20 protein-coding genes are annotated in these 17,506 nt (G+C 66.5%); 10 read left to right on the top strand and 10 right to left on the bottom strand.

Features of this window, described 5'->3' with window-relative positions; genetic code table 11:
* Positions 1-39: 39 nt before the first annotated feature.
* A complete protein-coding gene (locus tag RT655_RS01025; protein ID WP_313534507.1) occupies positions 40-570 on the bottom strand; it encodes a molybdenum cofactor guanylyltransferase in 531 nt (176 codons plus the stop codon).
* Positions 567-1,316 (bottom strand): formate dehydrogenase accessory sulfurtransferase FdhD, encoded by a 750-nt coding sequence (fdhD, locus tag RT655_RS01020; protein ID WP_313534506.1) that lies wholly within the window; start codon positions 1,314-1,316, stop codon positions 567-569. Before fdhD ends, RT655_RS01025 begins: the two co-directional genes overlap by 4 nt.
* 67 nt (positions 1,317-1,383) lie before the next feature.
* Between fdhD and RT655_RS01015 the strand changes: the two genes are divergently transcribed.
* Both RT655_RS01015 and RT655_RS01010 read left to right on the top strand, forming a co-directional pair.
* Positions 1,384-3,645: an FdhF/YdeP family oxidoreductase gene (locus tag RT655_RS01015; protein WP_313534505.1), complete on the top strand. Its 2,262-nt coding sequence runs from the start codon at positions 1,384-1,386 to the stop codon at positions 3,643-3,645.
* Positions 3,646-3,749: 104 nt separating this feature from the next.
* Positions 3,750-5,969, top strand: a complete 2,220-nt coding sequence (locus tag RT655_RS01010) for a beta-glucosidase (protein WP_313534504.1) — start codon at positions 3,750-3,752, stop codon at positions 5,967-5,969.
* A 45-nt stretch (positions 5,970-6,014) separates the two neighbouring features.
* Here RT655_RS01010 and RT655_RS01005 read toward each other — a convergent pair whose 3' ends face one another.
* The 3 genes from RT655_RS01005 to RT655_RS00995 form a co-directional block, all read right to left on the bottom strand.
* Entirely contained in the window at positions 6,015-7,034 is a 1,020-nt protein-coding gene (locus tag RT655_RS01005) for an oxidoreductase (RefSeq protein WP_313534502.1), read from the bottom strand.
* Positions 7,035-7,128: 94 nt separating this feature from the next.
* Positions 7,129-7,641, bottom strand: coding sequence for a GAF domain-containing protein (locus RT655_RS01000; RefSeq protein ID WP_313534500.1), 513 nt, complete (start codon positions 7,639-7,641; stop codon positions 7,129-7,131).
* On the bottom strand, positions 7,638-8,525 hold the full coding sequence (locus RT655_RS00995; protein WP_313534498.1) for a GGDEF domain-containing protein: 888 nt from the start codon (positions 8,523-8,525) through the stop codon (positions 7,638-7,640). The genes RT655_RS01000 and RT655_RS00995 overlap by 4 nt, the downstream gene beginning before the upstream one ends.
* A gap of 234 nt (positions 8,526-8,759) precedes the next feature.
* Between RT655_RS00995 and RT655_RS00990 the strand changes: the two genes are divergently transcribed.
* From RT655_RS00990 to RT655_RS00975, 4 genes are all read left to right on the top strand, one after another.
* Positions 8,760-10,220: an altronate dehydratase family protein gene (locus RT655_RS00990; protein WP_313534496.1), complete on the top strand. Its 1,461-nt coding sequence runs from the start codon at positions 8,760-8,762 to the stop codon at positions 10,218-10,220.
* A 127-nt stretch (positions 10,221-10,347) separates the two neighbouring features.
* Positions 10,348-10,578 carry a hypothetical protein gene (locus tag RT655_RS00985; protein WP_313534494.1) on the top strand — a complete coding sequence of 77 codons (231 nt, stop codon included), beginning with the start codon at positions 10,348-10,350 and terminating at the stop codon, positions 10,576-10,578.
* A 5-nt stretch (positions 10,579-10,583) separates the two neighbouring features.
* Positions 10,584-11,108: a gamma carbonic anhydrase family protein gene (locus RT655_RS00980; RefSeq protein ID WP_313534493.1), complete on the top strand. Its 525-nt coding sequence runs from the start codon at positions 10,584-10,586 to the stop codon at positions 11,106-11,108.
* A gap of 112 nt (positions 11,109-11,220) precedes the next feature.
* On the top strand, positions 11,221-12,165 hold the full coding sequence (locus RT655_RS00975) for a nitronate monooxygenase family protein (RefSeq protein ID WP_313534491.1): 945 nt from the start codon (positions 11,221-11,223) through the stop codon (positions 12,163-12,165).
* On the opposite strand, the gene RT655_RS00970 is transcribed toward RT655_RS00975, so the two are convergent.
* Positions 12,162-12,623, bottom strand: a complete 462-nt coding sequence (locus RT655_RS00970; RefSeq protein ID WP_313534490.1) for a DUF1465 family protein — start codon at positions 12,621-12,623, stop codon at positions 12,162-12,164. The two genes, RT655_RS00975 and RT655_RS00970, sit on opposite strands and share 4 nt — an antisense overlap.
* A gap of 73 nt (positions 12,624-12,696) precedes the next feature.
* Complete coding sequence (locus RT655_RS00965) at positions 12,697-12,894, bottom strand: DUF465 domain-containing protein (RefSeq protein WP_313534488.1); 198 nt, start codon at positions 12,892-12,894, stop codon at positions 12,697-12,699.
* Positions 12,895-13,055: 161 nt separating this feature from the next.
* Here RT655_RS00965 and RT655_RS00960 point away from each other — a divergent pair, with 161 nt between their 5' ends.
* The gene (locus RT655_RS00960; protein ID WP_093295841.1) at positions 13,056-13,208 is read left to right on the top strand and encodes a YdcH family protein; all 153 of its coding nucleotides are present in this window, start codon (positions 13,056-13,058) and stop codon (positions 13,206-13,208) included.
* A 155-nt stretch (positions 13,209-13,363) separates the two neighbouring features.
* On the opposite strand, the gene RT655_RS00955 is transcribed toward RT655_RS00960, so the two are convergent.
* The 3 genes from RT655_RS00955 to RT655_RS00945 all read right to left on the bottom strand — a co-directional run bounded on the left by RT655_RS00955 (position 13,364) and on the right by RT655_RS00945 (position 15,090).
* Positions 13,364-13,738 carry a PilZ domain-containing protein gene (locus tag RT655_RS00955; RefSeq protein ID WP_313534486.1) on the bottom strand — a complete coding sequence of 125 codons (375 nt, stop codon included), beginning with the start codon at positions 13,736-13,738 and terminating at the stop codon, positions 13,364-13,366.
* A gap of 114 nt (positions 13,739-13,852) precedes the next feature.
* Complete coding sequence (gene dksA, locus RT655_RS00950) at positions 13,853-14,320, bottom strand: RNA polymerase-binding protein DksA (protein ID WP_121077530.1); 468 nt, start codon at positions 14,318-14,320, stop codon at positions 13,853-13,855.
* Positions 14,321-14,634: 314 nt separating this feature from the next.
* Complete coding sequence (locus RT655_RS00945) at positions 14,635-15,090, bottom strand: host attachment family protein (RefSeq protein ID WP_313536867.1); 456 nt, start codon at positions 15,088-15,090, stop codon at positions 14,635-14,637.
* 94 nt (positions 15,091-15,184) lie between these two features.
* Between RT655_RS00945 and serS the strand changes: the two genes are divergently transcribed.
* The 3 genes from serS (at position 15,185) to RT655_RS00930 (ending at position 17,478) form a co-directional block, all read left to right on the top strand.
* Complete coding sequence (serS, locus tag RT655_RS00940; RefSeq protein ID WP_313534481.1) at positions 15,185-16,465, top strand: serine--tRNA ligase; 1,281 nt, start codon at positions 15,185-15,187, stop codon at positions 16,463-16,465.
* Positions 16,465-17,229, top strand: coding sequence for a 5'/3'-nucleotidase SurE (surE, locus tag RT655_RS00935; protein ID WP_313534480.1), 765 nt, complete (start codon positions 16,465-16,467; stop codon positions 17,227-17,229). The genes serS and surE overlap by 1 nt, the downstream gene beginning before the upstream one ends.
* A gap of 108 nt (positions 17,230-17,337) precedes the next feature.
* Entirely contained in the window at positions 17,338-17,478 is a 141-nt protein-coding gene (locus RT655_RS00930) for a hypothetical protein (protein ID WP_313534478.1), read from the top strand.
* Positions 17,479-17,506 lie beyond the last annotated feature (28 nt).

Raw genomic sequence — 17,506 nt, 5'->3', positions numbered from 1 at the left:
AATTGCGCACGACCTAGCGCATGCGAATGAGAAGCGGAACTACGGAAAAAACCCGGTGACCCTCGAAAGATCGTTGGCAGAGTTGATGTTGGGGATGGGGCCCTCCCAATCGATTGCTTCGGCGCCGGCATGGTCAGCCCAGGCCCGCATCGACGCGCGCGCGCCGGAAGCGATATAGGCGTCGCACGCCGGGGCGAGCGCCGTATCCCATAGACCCAGCACCGGGAGCTGCGCGACGAAGCTCGATCCGGTCCTAGCGATCAGGGCTTCCAGCAGGGCCAACGGCAGCAGCGGTGTGTCGCACGGCGCGACGAGCACCCGTGCAGTCCCGCGCTGGGCCGCGGCATGCAGCGCGGCGTTCAAACCGCCCAACGGTCCCAGTCCCGGCGCCGGCCGATCGGGGATACCGCCCGCACCCGCCCGCCCGCACAGGATCACGCCCTCGCAATGGGGTGCCAGCGCGGCGGCGACATGGTCAAGTAGGGCGCGCCCGTCCAGCGACGCCAGCGCCTTGTCGGCGCCAAAGCGCCGCGCCTGGCCGCCTGCCAGGATCGCGCCGAGCGGTCTCATGGCACCAGCCGGAGCATGGCATCCGGCCGCACCAGCGCGGCCAGCTGCAAGCCCGCGGCGCGCGCGCGCTCCGCCGCCAAGGCGGTGGGGGCGGAGATCGCCGCCAGCAGCGGACAGCCGGCCAGCACCGCCTTCTCGACCAGCTCGAACGAGCAGCGCGCGCTGATCAGCGCAAAGCCGCCGTCCCAGCCAAGCTCCTGACGCGCCATCGCGCCGACCAGCTTGTCGAACGCATTGTGGCGGCCGACATCCTCGCGGACGAGCCGGATCTCGCCCCCGGCTGAGCAGAGCGCCGCGGCATGGGCGGCGCCGGTCTCGCGGTTGAGCGGCTGATGGTCGCGCAAAGTCGCGGCCGCCCGGAAGATCGCCGCCGAGGAGGCCGCGCTCTCCGCCTCGACCGTCGGCAGCGGGCGCAGCGCCGCTTCGAGATTGTCGATCCCGCACAGGCCGCAGCTCGAATCCGTGGTCCGATGCCGAACCCGCTCGATTACCGTCGAAGTGTCAGCCAGCGTCACGCGCAGCACCACCCCCTGCTCGGCCTGGTGGCTTTCCACGTCGACCGCCGTGCCCAGCCGCTCGGCCGAGACGAAGCCGGTGGCGAAATCCTTCAGGTCGGTGGGCGTTGCCATCATGACGGCATAGCCCAGGCCGTTGATTTCGATCGCGACCGGCACTTCCGCGATCAAGCTGCGTTGGAGCCGGGTCTCCGACCCGTCGGGCGTCACGCGATCGAACCACATATCCATGGGTTGCAGATAGGCAGGCGTCCGGCCCAGGGATAGAGGCAGGATATGTGGTGCAAGGAGCGTGGCGATGGCCCGGGCGAAAGACGGAACGATTCATTATTCGGGCGCCGAGGGCGGCTGGGGCTCGATGCGCGGCATGGCGCTGGTCGCCGGCGCCGAACGCCCGAGCGCCGATGCCCTGAAGACGCTCGCCAAGCAAAACAAGCCCGGGGGGATGATGTGCACCTCGTGCGCCTGGACCAAGCCGGCCAAGCCGCACATGTTCGAATTCTGCGAGAACGGCGCCAAGGCGACGCTGTGGGACCTCACCACCCGCCGCGCCACGCCCGAATTCTTTGCCCAGCACACGCTTACCGAGCTGCGCGGCTGGAGCGATTACGACCTCGAACAGGCTGGTCGCCTGACTAACCCGATGCGCTACGACCGCGCCACCGACAAATATCTCCCCTGCACCTGGGAAGAGGCCTATCAGGCGATCGGCAAGAAGCTGCGCGGCTATGATCCCAAGAGCACGATCTTCTACGCCTCGGGCAAGGCGAGCCTGGAGACGAGCTATGCCTGGGCGCTGTTCGCCCGCCTCTACGGGCACAATAACCTGCCCGACAGCTCGAACATGTGCCACGAGACGACCTCGGTAGCGCTCAAGTCGACGATCGGCGCGCCGGTGGGCACCTGCGTGCTCGAGGATTTCGAGCATTGCGACGCGATCTTCTTCTTCGGCCAGAACACCGGCACCAACAGCCCGCGCTTCATCCACACGCTGACCGCGGCCCGCAAGCGCGGCGCCAAGATCGTGACCTTCAACCCGATCCGCGAAAAGGGTCTGCTGGAGTTCCGCGATCCGCAGAGCATCCAGATGGTGACCGGCGGCAAGACCAAGATCTCCAATCACTATTATCAGCTGAAGCCCGGCAGCGACATCTCGGCCATGCTCGGCATCGCCAAGCATGTGCTGGCCGAGGAGGATCGCCGCGGCGGCGTGCTCGATCGCGCCTTCATCGCCCAGCACACGCATGGCTTCGAGGCATTCGCGGAGAAGGTCCGCAGCACCAGCTGGGCGATGATCGAGGCCGAGACCGGCCTGCCCCGCGCGGACCTGATCGAAGCGGCCGAGGTCTATATCCAGGCCGAAAGCGCGATCGGCATCTGGGGCATGGGCCTCACCCAGCATGTCGGCGGCTATGACAATGTCGCCGGCGTGGTGAACCTGATGCTGCTGCGCGGGAATATCGGCAGGCTGGGCGCGGGCGTGTCACCGGTGCGTGGACATTCGAACGTGCAGGGCCAGCGCACTGTCGGCATTTCGGAAAAGCCCGAGCTCGTGCCGCTCGACCTGCTGTCTGAGCAATATGGCTTCCAGCCGCCGCGCGACGAGGGCCACACTACGGTGACCGCCTGCGAGGCGATCGCCAAGGGCGAGATCAACGCCTTTCTCGGCCTGGGCGGTAACTTCCTCCGCGCCATCCCCGATCACCGGGTGATGGAGAAGGCCTGGACGGGCATGGGCCTCACCGTCCAGATCGCCACCAAGCTCAATCGCGGCCATCTGTTCTGCGGCGAGACCGCCTATCTGCTCCCCACCCTCGTCCGGTCGGAGCGCGATGTGCGCAATGGCACGCCGCAGGTGGTGACGATGGAGGACAGCCTCAGCTGCATCCACGGCTCGATCGGCGAGGCCAAGCCCGCCTCCCCGCACCTGCAGCCCGAGCTGGCGATCGTCGCGGGCATCGCCGAGGCGACGCTCGATCTCAATCCCAACGTCCCCTGGGACGCCTGGGCGAACGACTATGCACTGGTCCGCGATGCGATCGAGACGACCTATCCGGACAAGTTCAAGGACTTCAACCAACGGCTATTCACGCCCGGCGGCTTCTTCAAGGGCAACAGCGCCCGCGAGCGCGATTGGGAGACCAAGAGCGGCAAGGCCGAGTTCACCGTGCCGGAGCATCTCAACGCGGCGGGCTTTGCGGACGAGGACGGCGTATACCGGCTGATGACCCTGCGTTCGAACGATCAGTTCAACACCACCGTCTATGGCTATTCGGATCGTCTCCGCGGCATCGAGGGCAAGCGCGACGTGCTTTTGATCAGTCCGAAGGAGATGGCACGCGCCGGGCTGAAGGAAGGCCAGCGCGTGGCGCTGGTCGGCGACGATTCGGACGGCGTCGATCGCGTGGTCGAGGGGCTGGAGGTCCTGCCCTTCAACCTGCCCGAAGGCTGCGTTGCGGGCTATTATCCCGAGCTCAACCCGCTGATCGCACTGCGCCACCATGACGGCGCGTCGAAGACGCCGGCGGCAAAATCGGTGCCGGTGCGCATCCGCGCCTGATATATACTCTGCGCCGCTAAGCACGGTCGCCTGCTCTTGTCGGCGGCCGTTCTTATGCTAGGCAGCGGACAACGTTGACAAACGATCCGGGAGGAGAGGACGACATGAAGCGACACACCCTCAAGCTGGCAGCGCCGCTGCTGGCGCTCGCCGCCACCACCGCCTTCACGGCCCCGGCCCTGGCCCAGCAGCAGGCCTCGCGCCCCTGGACCAACGCCAAGCTCTCGCCCGACGCGCGCGCCAAGGCGATCCTCGCGCAGATGACCGAGGACGAGAAGCTGACCCTGGTGTTCGGTCTGTTCGGCACCGACTTCGCGCCGAAGAACTTCAAGACGCCGGCCGAGGCCCGTCCGGGCTCCGCGGGCTACATCCCCGGCATCCCGCGCCTGGGCATCCCGGCGCAGTGGCAGACCGATGCCGGCGTCGGCGTCGCGACCCAGGGCAGTGCCGAGCGCAAGCGCGGCCGCACCTCGCTCCCGTCGGGCATCGCGACTGCCGCGACCTGGGACCCCGCGCTTGCCTTCAAGGGCGGGGCGATGATCGGTTCAGAAGCGCGCGCGTCGGGCTTCAACGTGATGCTCGCCGGCGGCGTCAACCTGATGCGCGAGCCGCGCAACGGCCGCAATTTCGAATATGGCGGGGAAGATCCGCTGCTTGCCGGCACGATGGTCGGCGCGCAGATCTCCGGCATCCAGTCGAACCACATCATCTCCACCGTGAAGCATTATGCGATCAACGACCAGGAGACCGATCGCAACAAGATGAACGCGGTGCTGGATCGCACGGCGGCGCGGATGAGCGACCTGCTCGCCTTCAACATCGCGATCGAGAAGTCGGACCCCGGCTCGGTGATGTGCAGCTACAATAAGGTCGACGGGCTGTGGGCGTGCGAACAGCCCTGGCTGCTGACCGACGTGCTGCGCCGCGACTGGGGCTGGAAGGGTTTCGTGATGTCGGATTGGGGTGCGACCCATACGACGGTCGCCGCCGCCAATGCCGGCCTGGAGCAGCAGTCCGGCTGGCCGTTCGACGAGCAGCCCTATTTCCGCGAGCCGCTCAAGGCCGCGATCGCCAAGGGCGACGTGAGCAAGGCGCGGCTCGACGAGATGGCGCACCGCATCCTTCGATCGATGTTTGCGCATGGGCTGTTCGATCACCCGATCACCAGTGCGCCGCTCGACCTCGCCTCGACGATGCTGAGCGCGCATGCCGAGGTCACCCGCGCCGATGCAGAGGCGGGCATCGTCCTGCTCCAGAACAAGGGCGACGTGCTGCCGCTGGTGGGCAGCGCCAAGCGGATCGTCGTTATCGGCGGCCATGCCGACAAGGGCGTGCTGGCGGGCGGCGGTTCGTCGCTGGTCTATCCGGTTGGCGGCAATGCCGTGCCGGGTACCGAGCCGAAAGTCTGGCCGGGCCCGATCATGTACCATCCCTCCTCGCCGCTGGAAGCGCTGCGCCGCCAGCTGCCGGGCGCGACGATCACCTATGTCGACGGCACGGATGCCGCAGCGGCGGCGGCGGCTGCCAAGCAGGCCGATGTCGCGCTGGTCTTCGCCACCCAGTGGGCGGGCGAATCCTTCGACGTGTCGCTCACCCTGCCTGACAATCAGGACGCGCTGATCGGGGCGGTCGCCGGCGCCAACGCCAAGACGGTGGTGGTGCTCGAGACGGGCGGGCCGGTGCTCGCCCCCTGGGCCGACAAGACCGCCGCGATCCTCGAAGCCTGGTATCCGGGCACGGCGGGTGGCGAAGCGATCGCCAATGTGCTGACCGGCAAGGTCAACCCCTCGGGCCACCTCCCCGCCAGCTTCCCGCGCAGCGTTTCGCAGCTGCCCAAGCCGAGCGTGCCCAACGAGGGCGAGACGCGCTACGCCGAGGGCGCCGCGGTCGGCTACAAATGGTATGATGCGAAGGGCGACAAGCCGCAATTCGCCTTCGGCCACGGCCTGTCCTACACCCGCTTCGCCTATTCGGGCCTGAAGGCCACCGCGCCCAAGGGCCAGGTGACCGTGACCTTCACGCTCCGCAATACCGGCACCCGCGCCGGCGCCGACGTGGCGCAGGTCTATGTATCGGGCGCAGGTTGGGAAGCACCGAAGCGGCTGGGCGCGTTCCAGAAGGTGGCGCTGGCGCCGGGCGCGTCCAAGACCGTCTCGGTCACCGTGGATCCGCGCCTGCTTGCCGTGTTCGACGGCGCGGCGCACCAGTGGAAGATCGGCGGGGGCAGCTACAAGGTGCTGCTCGGCCAGTCGGCGGAGGACATCGTCGCTACCACGACCGTCAATGTGCCGGCGCGCACCCTGCCGGTGAGCTGGCACCCCTGATCGGCTCGACCCCGCGCGCTGTGAAAGGCGCGCGGGGCCGTCCGTTCAACCGATGGCGATACGCCGCCCCTCCTCGGCGCTCCGGCGGGCAAGTGCGATCAGCTGGAGCCCGGCAAGCGCATCCTTCGCCGCAACCGGGGGCGCCGCGCCCTCGCGGATCGCCGCCGCCACCCCGGCATAGAAACGCCGATAGTCCCCGCGCTCGGATGCGATCGTCTCCTTCGAGCCGTCGGGCAGAGTTAGCACGCCGTACTGCGCCGGGTCCTCCAGACCATGCCCAGGATCGCGCACCGATCCGCCGGCGCGCATCGCCGCCTCCTGCGGATCAAGGCCGTACTTCACGAAACTGCCGCCGCGTCCATGCAGCGCAAAGCGCGGCCGCGGTGCCGCGATCATCCGCGAGCTCGCCAGGACCACGCGGCGGGTGCCGTAGAACAGCGTCAGCGCGAAATAATCGTCGACCGGGCTGTTGCCGCGCTGGCAGGCGACATCGCCCTGCACCGCCTCGGGCATGCCGAACAGCACCAGCGCCTGATCGAGCATGTGCGGCCCCAGATCGAGCAGCTGACCGGCACCCTCGGCTTCTTTCCAGGCCTGCGACAATTCCGGGCGGAAACGGTCCCAATGCGCCTCGAACAGCAGGATTTCGCCCAGGCGGCCGCTTTCGACCAGCGCCTGCACGGCGAGAAAGTCGCTGTCCCAGCGGCGGTTGTGGAACGGCACCAGCAGCCTGCCCTGAGTCTCAGCGAGCGCGATCAGCGCCTCGGCTTCGGCGACGGTGGGGGTCAGCGGCTTGTCGATGACGACATGCTTGCCCGCGTCGAGCGCCGCCTTCGCCAAGGGGAAATGCGAGGCATTCGGCGTCGAGACGATGACCAGCTCGATCGAAGGGTCGCCGACAAGGGCCTCCGGCGTCATCGCCGATGCGCCCGGATAGGCCTTCGCCACTGCGTCGACGCGCGACGTGCCGACGGCCGCGAGTTCGAGCCCGTCGACGGCATCGATCAGCGGTGCGTGAAAGGCGGTGCCGCCGAGGCCGAAGCCGATCAGGCCGGTGCGGATCATGGCGTTGTTCTCCCGTTGCCGTACGGGTGCGACCTAGCCGCTACGCCCCGCCATTCCAAGCGAGCCGCCTCGGTCTCCGGGAAAAACCCTCGATTCAGCGAGCTGCGGGCGCCGCGCCGATATGGTCGGCGACGGCCTCCGCGAGCTTGCGCAGTTGCGCCCGCTGCCGGAACGATGCCGGCCCATGGGGCTGCCGGTCGAGGCCGCACAGCGCGCCGATCGGGAAAGGCCCGCTGCGGACCACCACGCCGGTATAATAGCGCACGCAGGGGCCGCCCGCGACCAGTGGATTGGCGCGGAAGCGCGGATCCGCGTGAAGATCGGGAACGCTCAGCAGCCCGCCGGGTGCGACCACCGTATGCGAACAAAAGGCGATCGAGCGTGGCAGAACGATCGGCTCGATCCCGACGGCACCGATCACCCGCTGCACGTCGCCATCGGAAAGCGTCACCATCGCGATCGGCGTCCGCAGCACCATGCAGACCTCGCCGAGCAGCTCATGCAGCACGGGATCCGTCGGCGAAACCACGCGGAGGCTATCGACCGCGCCCTGGCGACGCGATTCGTCCTCGGGCCGGAAGGCGGCGGAGAAGAATTGAAGCGTCATGCCGCCCGCCGTACCGTGCCGGGCTCGTCGAAGGCGATGCGGATCGCGTTCTTGCCGTTGCGTTTCACTTCCAGCATCGCCTCGTCCGCCAGTCCGATCATGCGTTCGGTATCGCGCGCCGCGCCCGCGTCGATCACCACTGCGCCCATGCTGCAAGTGACCGCATGCCCCGTCGAACGCAGCGCCTCGCTGAGCCGTGCGTGCAGGCTCTCGGCAACCTGTTCGGGCGGCACGCCACGCTCGATCGCGAGAAAGGCGCAGAATTCGTCGCCGCCGAGCCGGGCGAACAGGTCGTCCGGCCGCATCCGTGCCCGCGCCTCGTCGGCGAAGCGCCGCAGCACCAAGTCGCCCGCGGCGTGTCCGTGGCGATCGTTGACCGCCTTGAAGCCGTCGAGGTCCATATAGAGCAGCAACAGGGTCGAGCCGCGGCGGCGACCGGCCTGCGCCACCCGCTCCAACTGGCTGCGAAATGCTCCGCCGTTGAGCGAGCGGGTGAGATAATCGGTCGAGGAACGCCACAGCTCGCCGTCAATGGTGTGGCGCAGGGTCGCCACCATCAGGACGATCATCACCGCACCAGCAACCCGCGTAACCGTATTCCACACGACCACCGAGGTGGACAGCGCATGGAAATCGGTCGCGGGAATGGCGCCAACCCCGTTCAACGCAGATCCAAGCCCGATCGAGAAGAGCACCACCAGGATCCCCGCCCGCTCGCGTAGGGTCCATGCAGCAAGGATGTCGACGAAAAGATAGCCAATGGTCATCGAAACCATCGGGCCCGTAGCCCAGTCGGCGAAGATGGTCGCCGTCATCGCCGTACAGACGATGATCCAGGCTTGCAGGCGGCTAAGCCGCATCGTCCAACGAAAACTTCGCATCATCGACCTGATCAAGGCCGACTGCGGCGGTGGTGCCTTCACGCGATCCAACTCCCCCACGGCGTGGATACCCCTTTACGACCCAATGGCTTAACGGCCCCGAAACACAGACGACCGCAACTTGCCGCTCAGGAATACTACGAGTGTGCGTTGCAGAAGGCGCGTCGTCACGACGCTAGGGAATGATTTGGAAGCCCCTCTAGGAGCAGCGACGGCATGACCCTATACTCCGAGTTGATGACTCAACCCCTGTTCCAAATCGATCCGCGTGATCCCGTCGCCACGACCCTCCGCCCGCTGCAAGCAGGTGAAACGGCCCTTGGGATCACCGCCACCAGCGATATTCCCCAGGGTCACAAGGTCGCGTTGCAGCCGATCGAGGCCGGGGCACCCGTGCACAAGTTCGGTTTCCCGATCGGACTGGCCACGCGGGCCATCGCACCGGGTGAGCATGTCCATACCCACAATCTTGCGACCGCGCTGGCGGCGACCGGCAGCTATACCTACCGCCCCGCTTTCGAAGCCGCGCCGGAGCATGCGGGCCCGACCTTTCTCGGCTATCGACGCGCGGACGGTCGCGTGGGTACCCGGAACGAGATCTGGATCCTGCCGACGGTGGGATGTGTCGGGCGTACCGCCGAGAAGATCGCAGAGCGGGCTGCGCGGCGTTTCGCAGGTCGTGTCGACGGCATCCATGCCTTTGCACACCCCTTTGGTTGTTCACAGCTCGGCGATGATCTGGAAGGCACGCGGGCGATTCTCACCGCGCTCGCGAACCATCCCAATGCCGGCGGGGTTCTCCTTGTCGGACTAGGCTGTGAATCCAACCAGATGCGCGGCATGCTGGAGGGTATTTCACACCCAAATCTGCGCACGATCGGGGCGCAGGCGGCCGGCGACGAGGTCGAGGAGGGAATCGCGCTGGTCGAAGCGCTCGTCGAACAAGCCGAGCAGGCGGTCCGGTCGCAGGAGCCGCTCGCCTCACTGGTCCTGGGCGTGAAGTGCGGTGGTTCGGACGGATTCTCAGGATTGACTGCCAACCCCCTTGTCGGGCGTATGAGCGACGCGGTCACCGCTGCCGGCGGCACCGCGATCCTCACTGAAATTCCCGAGATTTTCGGTGCCGAACAGTTGCTCATGGCGCGCGCGGAAAACGAGGCGGTGTTCGGCGAGATTGTTGACCTAGTGAACGGCTTCAAAGCCTATTTCACCCGCCACGGCGAGCCCGTGTCGGAGAACCCCTCCCCCGGCAACCTCGCCGGTGGCATCACGACGCTGGAAGAAAAGTCGCTCGGCGCGGTCCAGAAGGCCGGGCACGCGGCCGTCACCGACGTTCTAGGCTATGGCCAGCGGGTCCGGCGAACGGGCCTTTCGCTGCTGGAGGCGCCGGGCAATGATGCGGTTTCCTCGACTGCGCTGGCAGCGGCGGGCGCTACGGTGATCCTGTTCACTACCGGCCGCGGCACGCCGCTCGGCTTCCCGGTGCCGACGATCAAGATCGCGTCGAACAGCGATCTCGCCGCCCGCAAGCCGGGCTGGATTGATTTCGACGCAGGTCAGGTTCTCGCCGAAGACATGACGGCAGCGGGCAGCGCGCTGCTAGCGCGAATCACGGCAATAGCCTCGGGGACTTCGACTGCCGCGGAGCGCAATGGCGAACGCGAGATCGCGATCTGGAAGCGCGGCGTCACGCTCTGACGGCCGATTTGTTCCCGAAAAAATGCGGCGAACGCATGCTGCATCGCGGCGATCCGCAATTCCCCTGGATTGATGCTGCAAGCTGAACGGGTTAGCCCTGAAACCGAGCAGTGATCGGGTGGAAGCAATGGCTGAATTCTTCGTGTTCATGTATGCAATGGCCGCCGGATTCGTGCTGTTGACCATGCAGCGCAATCGCCGTGAACAGCGCGCCGATGCGCAGATCGTGACCCTCGTCGGCTGGGGCCTGTTCTCGTTGTCCTCGACGCTCGCATTGCTGCTCGGCACCGTTGCGCTGGCGCTCGCGCTCGGCATGCATATGGCGCTGCCGGCGGGCTTCGAGAGCTTCACGCTCTAAATCGCATGCCGCTCTACGCCTTTGGGGGCAGCGCGCCGCACGTCGCGGCGGACGCCTGGATCGCGCCGAGCGCAGAGCTGATCGGCGATGTACAGGTGGCGAGCGGTGCCAGCATCTGGTTCGGCGCGGTGGTCCGCGCGGACAATACGCCGATCCTGATCGGGGCGCGCAGCAATATCCAGGAAGGTGCGCTGCTCCATTCGGATCCGGGCGCGTCGCTGACGATTGGAGCGGACGTGACGGTCGGCCATCACGCGGTGCTCCACGGCTGCACGATCGGCGACGGTAGTTTGATCGGCATGGGTGCGATCCTCCTCAACCGCGCGGTGATCGGTCCGGAATGCCTCGTCGGTGCCGGCGCGCTGGTGACCGAGGGCAAGCAATTCCCCGCCGGCCACCTGATCATGGGCAGCCCCGCCCGTGCGGTGCGGCCGCTCGACGACGCCCAGCGGGCAATGCTGCGGGCGAGTGCGGCCCTCTATGCCGCCAAGCAGCGAGAATACGCGACCGGCCTCACGCAAATCGACTGATTCGCACGCTTTCCGGGATGCGGTCGCGCGCCGCGCCAGCAGCCGCGTGTGGATGCCGTAGCGTCGCCAACGCATGCCTAGACAGGGTTCGTAGCTGCGGTATCACTCGGGCATGGCGCTACCGGCTCTCTTCGATCGTCTGCGGCTTCCCGTCATCGGCTCGCCGCTGTTCATCATCTCGTGCCCCGAACTGGTCATTGCCCAGTGCAAGGCGGGGATCGTCGGGTCCTTCCCCGCGCTCAATGCGCGGCCGCAAAGCCAGCTCGACGAATGGCTGCACCAGATCACCGAGGAACTGGCAGCCTGGGACCGCGACCATCCGGACACGCCGGCCGCACCTTTCGCGGTCAACCAGATCGTCCACCGTTCCAATCCGCGGCTGGAGGAGGACGTGGCGAGCTGCGCCAAATGGAAGGTGCCGATCGTCATCACCTCGCTCGGCGCTCGCCCCGAACTCAACGACGCGGTGCATGGCTGGGGCGGCATCACGCTGCACGACGTTATCGACGATCGCTTCGCCCACAAGGCCGTCGAAAAAGGCGCGGACGGGCTGATCCTGGTGGCTACCGGTGCAGGCGGCCATGCCGGGCGGCTAAGCCCGTTTGCGCTCGTCCAGGAGGTGCGCGCATGGTTCGACGGGCCCCTAGCGCTCTCCGGCTCGATCGCGACCGGCGGCGCCGTCCTGGCAGCGCAGGCGATGGGGGCGGACCTCGCCTATATCGGCTCGCCTTTTATCGCCACCGCGGAGGCCAACGCTGTTCAGGACTACAAGCAAGCGATCGTCGACGGTCGCGCCGAGGACATCATCTATTCGAACCTCTTCACGGGGGTACACGGCAACTATCTGCGCGCCTCGATCGTCAATGCGGGGCTCGACCCCGAAAATCTCCCCGAAAGCGATCCAAGCGCGATGAACTTCGGCGGCGCCAAAGCTTGGAAGGACATCTGGGGCTCGGGCCAAGGCATCGGCGCGGTACACGCCATAGAGCCCGCCGGCGTACGGATCGAGCGCCTTCGCACGGAATATGCCACCGCGCGGGCGCGGCTGGCGCTTTAGAAGGCGCCGGCGAGCCGATCGAGCATCCGTCGCGCCGGGCTCGGCGCTGGCACCATCGGCATATCGAATGCGGAGTCGAGCCGAGCGACACGACGATACAGATCCATGCTCGCGCGCACGATCGTTACCGCCTGATGCGGCATGTCTTCGAGCAATGCCGCATCCGTCTCCGGCGCGGGACCGAGCCGCCGGCCGGATGCGCGGGCGTCCGCCAGTTGGAGTTCGCCGGCATCGACCGCGCGCTGGGTCAGCAGCCAAGCGATGACATGCATCAGCCGCGTCGTCACCTTCAGCGATTCGCATGAAAAGGCCACTCGGCTCAGCGCTGCCAGCGCATCGCGCTCGTCACGCCCGAGCTGGTCGAAATAGCCGCGCGCCTCATCCGCCAGTACCATCGCCTCGACATACAGCGAGTCGACCAGCCGACGGTGGAGGGTGAGGGCGTCCGGACGCTTCATACGCGCCTTGCTGCCACAGGATCACGGCACGCGGAAAGTCCCAATCTCGTTGCGTCGCAGCAAAATGGAACAGTCATGCAATGATGTCCGGGATCAATTGATCCTCGAGCAGCGAGATTTCGTCGCGAAGCTTCAGCTTGCGCTTCTTGAGGCGCGCGATCTGCAGCTGGTCGCCCGTGCCCGCTGCCGCAAGCGCGGCAATCGCGGCATCCAGATCGCGGTGCTCGGCGCGCAGCGGCTCCAACCGTCGCCGGATCTCGCTTTCGTCCATTCCGTGCCCCCAGTGCGCCCGACTCGCCGGATCGTTGTCCGGCGCGCAAACCATCGCGGCTTTTCGCCGGTCTGTCGATCAGTGTTGATTCTGCACGCGACAAGCCGCACAAAACATGATGTAGTTCGCTCCCCTCAGAGTCATTGAAGGAGGACTGCTTCATGCACACCGGGCATCTTTCGGCACTTAACGCCAAACATTCGCAGCTCGATCAGCGAATCGCCACCGAAACGCAGCGCCCCCTCCCCGATCACATTCTCTTAGCGCAATTGAAGAAAGAGAAGCTGCGGGTCAAGGAAGAGATGCAGCGCTAGCTGTCCCAATCGCAGACTATTGTCGGAAACCTTGGACTCGCGCGGCAGAAGCTTGTCGCGCGAGCCTCGGACACATCCCCGTTCTCCTCGACCCCGCCGAACCGCGCGATGTATTTGATGCGACCGCGCGCGATTGCGACTGCGCGCGATGAGGATCAGCGCCGCGTGAAGATTGGCTTCACATATGTCGGCGTTTTCGTGCCACCGCCGACGGGCTTGCGGGCAAGCTTCGGATCGATTTCGCTCTCGAACGCGACCCCAACGCGCCCTTCGGCCGCCCAGGCAATCTTGCCCTTCACCCAACCAACCCCGCGGACCTCGACCTCGACGTCGGTTCGCAGGCCGACCGGCCCGGCATATTCGGCCATCAGCCCGCCTGCCGAGAGATTGCGCACGCGCACCGTGCCGACATCGTCGCCGTCGACGCGAAATTGCGCGGTCAGCAACAGGCTGTCGCGGACACCGCTGCGCTTGCCGGCAAAGTCATCAGCCGAAAGCGTCGTGGTGGGGATGTAAGACTGCTGGTCCATGCTTGGCTCTCAATGGCGGATTCGCATCCGCAGGGAGTAGACCAACAACTCTTAACGAAAGGATTAACCGAAATCCGCCCCGGTATTTTGCCGGAGCGGATTCTGACGTAGAATTCACTCGTCCCGGCTGATCTTCTCGTTGCGCTCGTGCCGCTCCTGCGCCTCGACCGTCATCGTGGCGGTGGGACGGGCTTCGAGACGGCCCAACGGGATCGGCTCGCCGGTCACTTCGCAATAGCCATATTCGCCTTCCTCGATCCGGCGCAGCGCCGCATCGATCTTTGCGATCAGCTTGCGCTGGCGATCGCGGGTGCGCAGCTCGATCGACCAGTCCGTTTCGCTGGAAGCGCGGTCGGTGAGGTCGGCTTCGCGCAGCGGCTCAGACTGAAGCTGGTTCAACGTTCCTGCCGCCTCGCGGTAGATCGCGTCTTTCCATGCGTTCAGCTTGTTGCGGAAATATTCCTGCTGCCGCGGGTTCATGAAGGGTTCGTCGTCGCTCGGCCGGTACCCGTCGTCGCCGTCATTGGCGGCCGGAGGAACGCTTTTATCGTGCTCGTCAAAACGGCCCAAAACAGTTGCCATTCCCACTCTCCACACCAGTCCCCAGTGGCGTGCCGCTCTAGAGACTGCATTGCCCGCAGGCGCTATACTTTCGCAAGCAGCCATTAACAAGCCAATGCCGCGAAAGCTTTTTGGCGGGAATTCCCTATAGTTCGGTAGAAATTAGCCGCGCCTGAATGGGCTGCACTTTTTTCCGTTTCGGGTCGAGACAGGTGCGATGTGGAGGCCGTCCCGAAACGGCCTTTGTCCTGAATTCGAACAAGGAAGGGATCGTCGCAACAATAGTTTCGCGATCGGCGGCGGACGTGGCACGGCACACGTCCGCCGCCGCGTCTTCAGGCGGCCTGCAGCGCCTTTTCGATGTCCGGGACGGGATGGTCGGTCAAATCCTTGGCCAGTTCGCCCTTGAGGCGATCGCTGACGCTGACATGATAATGCTTGCGCAACTCGCCCAACGTCTTGGGCGGCGCGATGATGATCAGCGACTCGAAGCCGTTGCGCAGCGCTTCCGCTTTCAGCATGCCCGCAACTTCGGCGGCGAAGCGATCTTCCTCCAACTGATGAAAATCGGTTTCGCCCATCGTGCCGCCAGACGATGAAAATTGCCCGCCGCCGCGGGTCGAAGACGCCGCACCGGACGAATCGGTCTTTTGGTCGGAATCCTTTGGATTCGGGTGCAGCGCCTTCCGCACCACTTCCAGATTCGGATACTCCGCATCGCCCTGGTTGCGCAGCATCAGTAGCTTGCGGCCATCGGCGACCACCACCATCGCATCATGGGGAACCAGCATCGCGCTCTCCTTCTCGCTGTTCACTTGGGGGCAACCAACGGGTGGGCGGCGGCGGGGTTGCGTGGGGAACGGGCCCCGGCCATAGGTTCGCGCCATGCACGATATCCGCTTCCTCCGCGAACATCCCGAAGCCTTCGACCAGGGTCTGGCCAAGCGCGGCCTGGAGCCGCAGTCGGAGGCGCTGCTGGCGCTCGACGAGCGCCACCGCGCGCTGGTGACCGAGCTGCAGGCCGGCCAGGCCCGCCGCAACGAAGCCTCGAAGGCGATCGGCGCCGCCAAGGCGAAGAAGGACGAAGAGACCGCCGCGGCACTGATGGCGGAGGTCGCCGCGCTCAAGGAGCGGATGCCCGCGCTGGAGGCCGAGGAAAAGACCGTGGGCGAGGAACTGGAAGGCCGGCTGGCCGCCCTCCCCAACCTGCCCTATCCCGATGTGGCGCTCGGCGCGGACGAGAACGACAATGTGTTTGTGCACGAGCGCGGCACCGTTCCCGCCTTCGCCTTCGCGCCGAAGGAGCATGACGCGATCGGCCCGATTCTTGGCCTGGACTTCGAGACCGGCGCGGCGATGTCCGGCGCGCGCTTCACCTTCGTGCGCGGCGCCGCGGCCCGGCTGCACCGCGCACTCGGCCAGTTCATGCTCGACACGCTGACCGGCAGCTATGGCTATGAGGAATGCGTGCCGCCGCTGCTGGTGCGAGACGAGGCGCTGTTCGGCACCGGCCAGCTGCCCAAATTCGCCGAGGATCTGTTCCAGACCACCGACGGCCGCTGGCTGATCCCCACCGCCGAGGTGAGTCTCACCAACGCGGTGCGCGAGAAGATCCTGAGCGAGGAGGAGCTCCCGCTCCGCCTCACCGCCCTCACCGCCTGCTTCCGCTCCGAAGCCGGTGCGGCGGGCCGCGACACGCGCGGCTTCATCCGCCAGCACCAGTTCGAGAAGGTCGAGATGGTGTCGATCACCACCCCCGACCAGTCCGAAGCCGAGCATGAGCGGATGACCGACGCCGCCGAGGACGTGCTGACCAAGCTCGGCCTCGCCTTCCGCCGGATGAAGCTGTGCAGCGGCGACATGGGCTTCACGGCCGCGCGCACCTATGACCTCGAAGTTTGGCTGCCGGGCCAGGACCGCTATCGCGAGATCTCGTCCTGCTCGACCTGCGCCGACTTCCAGGCGCGCCGGATGAACGCTCGCTACCGCCCCGAGGGCGAAAAGGGCACGCGCTTCGTCCACACGCTCAACGGCTCGGGCCTGGCGGTGGGACGTACGCTCGTCGCGGTGCTGGAGAATTACCAGCAGGAGAATGGTGCGGTCGCGGTGCCGGCGGTGCTCCAGCCCTATCTGGGCGGGCTGACATTGCTCGAACCGCGCGGCTGATGCGGATCCTCCTCACCAACGACGACGGCTACCATGCCCGCGGCCTGGCCGTGCTGGAGCGGATCGCGCGGACGCTGTCCGACGACATCACCGTCGTCGCGCCGGCGGAGGAGCAATCGGGCAAGGGCCGCTCGCTCACCCTTACCGAGCCGTTCCGCGTCCGCCGCCACGGCGAGGGTCGCTATGCGGTGAAGGGCACGCCGACCGACTGCGTGATGTTCGCGCTCGGCGAAGTGATGGCCGATGCCAAGCCGGACCTAATCCTCTCCGGCGTCAATCGCGGCGGCAATCTGGCCGAGGACGTCAGCTATTCGGGTACCGTCTCGGCGGCGATGGAAGGCGCGCTGGCGGGCATCCGCTCGATCGCGCTCAGCCAGCGCTATGCGCGCAGCGGCATGGGCGACGCGGTGCCGTTCGACGCCGCCGAGGCCTGGGGCGAGCGCGTGCTGCGGCCGCTACTGGATGTTCCGATGGAGCCACGCACGCTGGTCAACATCAACTTCCCGCCAATCGCGGCCGACGCGGTGCAGGGCATCAAGGTCGTCTCGCAGGGCTTCCGCGACTATGGCCGCGTCGCGCTCGACAAGCGGCTCGATCCGCGCGGCTTCCCCTATTACTGGCTGGCAATGGGCCGGATGCCGCACCAGGCGGCGCCCGATACCGACCTCGACGCGATCGAGGCCGGCTTCGTCACCGTCACGCCGCTGCACCTCGACCTCACCCACCGCGAGTCGATGGATCGGCTGCGCGGCGTCTATAGCTGATATCGCTCCCACCCATGACGCCGCGTGCGCCACGCGCCGGCGCCCGGTTCCACACGCACGACTGAACCGGGCGGCAGCGCGCGCGTTTCCCTGGGACAAGGAGAGCGCATGAACCCCGAACTGACCCGCGAAACGTCCGATACCCAACCTGGCACCGCGCACCAGCCCGACGGCACCGATAGCTCGGGCGAATGGAATGCCGAAATCGCCGACGAAAACATGATTCCCGACCAGGACGCTGAGGACTGATCGCTTCCGGATCCTCCCCCTTGCGGGG

It is taken from the genome of Sphingomonas sp., from assembly GCF_032114135.1.
Lineage (GTDB): Bacteria > Pseudomonadota > Alphaproteobacteria > Sphingomonadales > Sphingomonadaceae > Sphingomonas.
This window is presented reverse-complemented; position numbering and strand designations above follow the sequence as displayed.

Coding starts and splice junctions, on each gene's coding strand:
- RT655_RS01025 (WP_313534507.1), bottom strand. CDS start 570: ATGAGACCGCTCGGCGCGATCCTGGCAGGCGGCCAGGCGCGGCGCTTT.
- fdhD (WP_313534506.1), bottom strand. CDS start 1,316: ATGGATATGTGGTTCGATCGCGTGACGCCCGACGGGTCGGAGACCCGG.
- RT655_RS01015 (WP_313534505.1), top strand. CDS start 1,384: ATGGCCCGGGCGAAAGACGGAACGATTCATTATTCGGGCGCCGAGGGC.
- RT655_RS01010 (WP_313534504.1), top strand. CDS start 3,750: ATGAAGCGACACACCCTCAAGCTGGCAGCGCCGCTGCTGGCGCTCGCC.
- RT655_RS01005 (WP_313534502.1), bottom strand. CDS start 7,034: ATGATCCGCACCGGCCTGATCGGCTTCGGCCTCGGCGGCACCGCCTTT.
- RT655_RS01000 (WP_313534500.1), bottom strand. CDS start 7,641: ATGACGCTTCAATTCTTCTCCGCCGCCTTCCGGCCCGAGGACGAATCG.
- RT655_RS00995 (WP_313534498.1), bottom strand. CDS start 8,525: ATGATGCGAAGTTTTCGTTGGACGATGCGGCTTAGCCGCCTGCAAGCC.
- RT655_RS00990 (WP_313534496.1), top strand. CDS start 8,760: ATGACTCAACCCCTGTTCCAAATCGATCCGCGTGATCCCGTCGCCACG.
- RT655_RS00985 (WP_313534494.1), top strand. CDS start 10,348: ATGGCTGAATTCTTCGTGTTCATGTATGCAATGGCCGCCGGATTCGTG.
- RT655_RS00980 (WP_313534493.1), top strand. CDS start 10,584: ATGCCGCTCTACGCCTTTGGGGGCAGCGCGCCGCACGTCGCGGCGGAC.
- RT655_RS00975 (WP_313534491.1), top strand. CDS start 11,221: ATGGCGCTACCGGCTCTCTTCGATCGTCTGCGGCTTCCCGTCATCGGC.
- RT655_RS00970 (WP_313534490.1), bottom strand. CDS start 12,623: ATGAAGCGTCCGGACGCCCTCACCCTCCACCGTCGGCTGGTCGACTCG.
- RT655_RS00965 (WP_313534488.1), bottom strand. CDS start 12,894: ATGGACGAAAGCGAGATCCGGCGACGGTTGGAGCCGCTGCGCGCCGAG.
- RT655_RS00960 (WP_093295841.1), top strand. CDS start 13,056: ATGCACACCGGGCATCTTTCGGCACTTAACGCCAAACATTCGCAGCTC.
- RT655_RS00955 (WP_313534486.1), bottom strand. CDS start 13,738: ATGGACCAGCAGTCTTACATCCCCACCACGACGCTTTCGGCTGATGAC.
- dksA (WP_121077530.1), bottom strand. CDS start 14,320: ATGGCAACTGTTTTGGGCCGTTTTGACGAGCACGATAAAAGCGTTCCT.
- RT655_RS00945 (WP_313536867.1), bottom strand. CDS start 15,090: ATGCTGGTTCCCCATGATGCGATGGTGGTGGTCGCCGATGGCCGCAAG.
- serS (WP_313534481.1), top strand. CDS start 15,185: ATGCACGATATCCGCTTCCTCCGCGAACATCCCGAAGCCTTCGACCAG.
- surE (WP_313534480.1), top strand. CDS start 16,465: ATGCGGATCCTCCTCACCAACGACGACGGCTACCATGCCCGCGGCCTG.
- RT655_RS00930 (WP_313534478.1), top strand. CDS start 17,338: ATGAACCCCGAACTGACCCGCGAAACGTCCGATACCCAACCTGGCACC.